Source organism: Bacillus sp. 05T31 (genome assembly GCF_056396725.1).
Map to the genome: position 1 here is coordinate 1 of NZ_JBFTMA010000442.1, position 3,956 is coordinate 3,956.

The window sequence follows — 3,956 nt, forward strand, 5'->3', positions numbered from 1 at the left end:
AATTAATCCTTTAAAAGTATACGTTTCATATGAATAATGAAAAAACTAACCAAATATTTGTCACATACCTTATATATGTTTTGTCTCAATTATGATATTTAAAATAAGAAGAAACACATTTGCAAATTTTTGTAGCAGGTGTAATAGCACATTCTTTAATACCAATAAAAGAAGGTCATACTGTGTATGCAATGATTCGTAACGAATCACAAGTAGAAGCAATGAAGAAAGTTGATGCTTTACCAGTACTAGCTGAGAGAGGTGCTTCAAAGAATAAGGCACGTAAAGAGAATGGATACTTTAAAATATCATAAAAATCCTTTAATGGGAATACTAGTAACACTCACAATTAAAGGATTGGGCTGTAATGAATATACTTTTTGAAAGCATTATTTTAATCCTCACTGGAATTATTGTTTTAAAATTGACAGGTAGTAAATCTGTTAGCCAAATGACGAGAGCTGAAATTATTATTGTGGTTTCTATAGGACGTATTATTGTAGAACCTATATTAAGTAGGAAAGTAGKCCCATCTATTTTTRCTGCGTTTATTTTTGCGRGTGTTTTACTTATYATTCATTTTTTTGAATTGAAATCACGAAAARTAGAAAAGTTTCTAAATGGAAMTAGCATTATTGTTATAGAAAACGGAGAAATCTTAAAAAAGAATTTATTACGCGCGAAAATGTCAGAACAACAATTATTTATGCATCTGAGAGAAAAAGGTATACATGAAATCAAGAATTTACAACAAGCAACTGTAGAAACGAATGGACGGATTGGGTATCAACTAACTACTAAGGCACAACCAGTTACTTTGGAAATGCTAGAAAAGCTTCTAGAGCAATGCAATCTGAAAAAATAGTTTTAGACTGAAAAGCGCTTCTTGTACATAAAGGCACTTTTCGCAAACGTGTAATAGTCCCTTCAGTAATCCTGAAGGGACTTTCGTGTTATCCAATTTACCGAGGGTGATGACGATCAATATTACGATTAACAACAACATTAAAGTTCATAAAAATAAACAGAATGAATAATTGACAAAAAATGAGAATAGTAGTAATCTAACGTAAAACATACGCTACCGTATTTTATTGGAGAGATAATATGCAATTAACGAGGGAAGACTGGATAAAAGTAGGATTACAACAATTAGCTAATGAAGGTATACATAAAGTTCGCATTGAAGCACTTGCTCGATTGCTAAAAATAAGCAAAGGAAGCTTCTATCACTATTTTCGTGACCATCAAGAGCTTTTAGATTCTATGCTCGACTTTTGGGAAGTACATGCAACAAAATTGATTGTTCAAAGTATGGAGCAACAGGATGCCTCTTTAGAACAGCTATTACAGATTAGTTTTAATCGAGATAAAAAAATTGAGAATGGTATTTATGCTTGGGCTAAATATGATCCTGTTGTGGCAACACGTTTAGTAGATATAGAAGAACAAAGAATTTCTTGTGTTGCAAAATTGTATCAAAAAATGGGCGTMGACGAAACTGAATCAATTGATCGAGCGAGACTTGCCTATTTAACGTATGTAGGATGGATGACAAGGTTTGAAGCAAATCTTAATTTTGATATTGATAAAATGGTTGAGCTTTTAACTTCTTTCAGCGGGTGTCCAAACATCCACTGAAAAAAGTAAAGCCTCCGAACGCAATTATGCTGAAGCATAATTGATTATTCGATAATAAATGTCCCTAATATGGTTATAAAACCTGAAGGGACAATACTTTCACTATAACATACGGTAGTGTATGTTATCTTTGAAGTTACGAAATTGGGGGCGAATAAATGAAATTACTATTAATAGTAGTAGCTGTGGGGCTTCTGTGGTTTATCAGTTTTTTGCATATTTATTGGGCTTTTGGAGGTCGATGGGGTTCTGCTGCTGTTATCCCAGTAAAAGAGGGAGAACATAAGCCTGCTTTTACTCCGAGAATATGGGGAACATTATTCGTAGCCATTCTTATTCTATTAGCTAGTGTCATTATTGTTGTTCAAGTAGGTTATTTGCAGGGGTTCGAAGCAAATAGTTTATCTAAAATCGGAAGTATTGTCTGTGCTTTAGTTTTCATTATTAGGGCAATTGGTGATTTTAAGTTTGTTGGATTTTTCAAAAAAATTAAACATTCTCAGTTTGCTAGATATGACACTTGGTTCTATAGTCCATTATGTTTATTCTTTGGTTTTGTCTATATCATGTTGTTGTTTTAATAAGTATAATGAATTCCCTATAAAATAAATTTTATGCAGGAAGAAAACACCTCTTATTGAACAAGTAGTAATAAAAAGAAGTTTGAACATAGCAATAGAGCAATACAGGTTCTGTTGACAGCGAAGTCCGCTATGATTAGTCATTTGTGTTTAAAAAGAGGATAGATAGGGAGAATTTATTCAAGCTCTTCTATCCTTTTAATTTTTATACATATAATGTATGACATTAGATAAGAATTCACTATTAATAATAGGTTCAGCTTATATCTTGACTTTTAATAAAATTTTAAAGTGTTGGTTTTTTATTGTGTGAATAAGAGGTTAGTTGTTGTTTTGGAGTTTAAATCATTGATTTAAACTTRGCAATTGTATCATGTAATCTTTCTAATCCAATCAACATATCTTTTTCATTTAACATTGAATAACTAATTCGCAAATGATTATATTGAGTTTCATGGCTTAACAGACAAGCTGTGCCGGGTAAAAAAGAAACATCAACCTCATTCGCTTTTTGTAATAATGTAAAAGGATCGATTGACTGAGGGAGTGTAACCCATAAGTTAAATCCTCCATTAGGTATTTCAAATTCTAATTCTTTTAATGGAAATAATATATCAATTGTTAAATCGCGTCTAATTTGTAAAGCAGTCCTTAATTTTTCTAAATGATTTTTCATTCGTTCCGCTCGTAAAAAAGGAAGTAGTGCTTTTTGTGTCAATAAGGGACTACCAATATCCATCGAAGCCTTCACGGCGTATAACCATTCAAAGATAGGACCTTCAGCTRYAAGTGCCGCGATGCGAAGACCTGGTGCTAACGTTTTACTAAATCCTTTTAAATATATAACATGACCATTTGTATCAAAGTTTTTTATTGGAGGGGGAATTTTAAAATCCTCAAAATATATCTCTTCGAAAGAATCATCCTCTAAAATGAAAAATTGATAAAGCTCTGCTAGTTCTACAAGTTCCATTCTTCTTTCTTTACTCATTACTGTGCCCGTTGGATTTTGAAAAGTAGGATTCACATATAACAAAACAGGATTCTTTCTTTGACAAATATCATCGATTAAATCTGAGCGAATGCCGTTGTTATCAAGACTAACAGGGATAATTTGAACTCCTTTATTAACAAATACATCAAGCGCCGCTCCATAACACGGACTTTCTACTAACACTATGTCTCCAGGCTTTAATAATGTTTGGGCGATTAAATCGATTCCTTGCTGGGCACCACTTGTAATTAATAATTGAGATGGATCTGTAACTACTTGTTGGTGTTCTTTTAAGTAGTTTGTTATTTCCACTCTAAGTTCTTTGTCACCTTGAACAGGTCCGTATGTTGCCAGTATCATTTGATCCTTATTAAGTAATTTGTGCATTTCATCTGAAAGAAACGGATTTGGTAATAAACGTGGATAAAGGACAGCCTGTGAAAAATCAAAATATTTACGATGTTGGTTCATYACATATTTTAATTTAATTAAAGCGAAAAATAGTCTGACAATCAACTATATTTTTATTCAACTGTTATATACTCGGATACACTGTTATACACCATATCCTCTATACTCATTTCAAGAGTAAAAAGGAGGAAGGAAAATGGTCATTTTAAATTATATTTTAGTATGTATCATCTTTGGAACAACATTTTTAACGATAAAAATCGGAATTGAGGCAGGTGCACCGCCGTTATTTTCAGCTGGAATTCGCTTCTTTTTGGCCGGTCTTATTC

At 32.4% G+C, this 3,956-nt stretch carries 3 protein-coding genes and 3 pseudogenes; 5 read left to right on the top strand and 1 reads right to left on the bottom strand.

The features are described 5' to 3' along the window. The first annotated feature begins 119 nt into the window (after positions 1-119). The 4 genes and pseudogenes from AC1DJR_RS21395 to AC1DJR_RS21410 all read left to right on the top strand — a co-directional run bounded on the left by AC1DJR_RS21395 (position 120) and on the right by AC1DJR_RS21410 (position 2,222). A pseudogene (locus AC1DJR_RS21395) lies at positions 120-384 on the top strand (hypothetical protein). Further along, positions 368-865: a DUF421 domain-containing protein gene (locus AC1DJR_RS21400; RefSeq protein WP_477003453.1), complete on the top strand. Its 498-nt coding sequence runs from the start codon at positions 368-370 to the stop codon at positions 863-865. The pseudogene AC1DJR_RS21395 and the gene AC1DJR_RS21400 overlap by 17 nt, the downstream one beginning before the upstream one ends. Positions 866-1,107: 242 nt before the next feature. Beyond that, positions 1,108-1,641 (top strand): TetR/AcrR family transcriptional regulator, encoded by a 534-nt coding sequence (locus tag AC1DJR_RS21405; RefSeq protein WP_002013313.1) that lies wholly within the window; start codon positions 1,108-1,110, stop codon positions 1,639-1,641. Positions 1,642-1,799: 158 nt separating this feature from the next. Continuing rightward, positions 1,800-2,222, top strand: coding sequence for a DUF3995 domain-containing protein (locus tag AC1DJR_RS21410; RefSeq protein WP_002085376.1), 423 nt, complete (start codon positions 1,800-1,802; stop codon positions 2,220-2,222). Positions 2,223-2,562: 340 nt separating this feature from the next. Here AC1DJR_RS21410 and AC1DJR_RS21415 read toward each other — a convergent pair. Next, a pseudogene (locus AC1DJR_RS21415) lies at positions 2,563-3,696 on the bottom strand (aminotransferase-like domain-containing protein); the annotation flags it as partial. Positions 3,697-3,823: 127 nt separating this feature from the next. Here AC1DJR_RS21415 and AC1DJR_RS21420 point away from each other — a divergent pair. After that, a pseudogene (locus AC1DJR_RS21420) lies at positions 3,824-3,956 on the top strand (DMT family transporter); the annotation flags it as partial.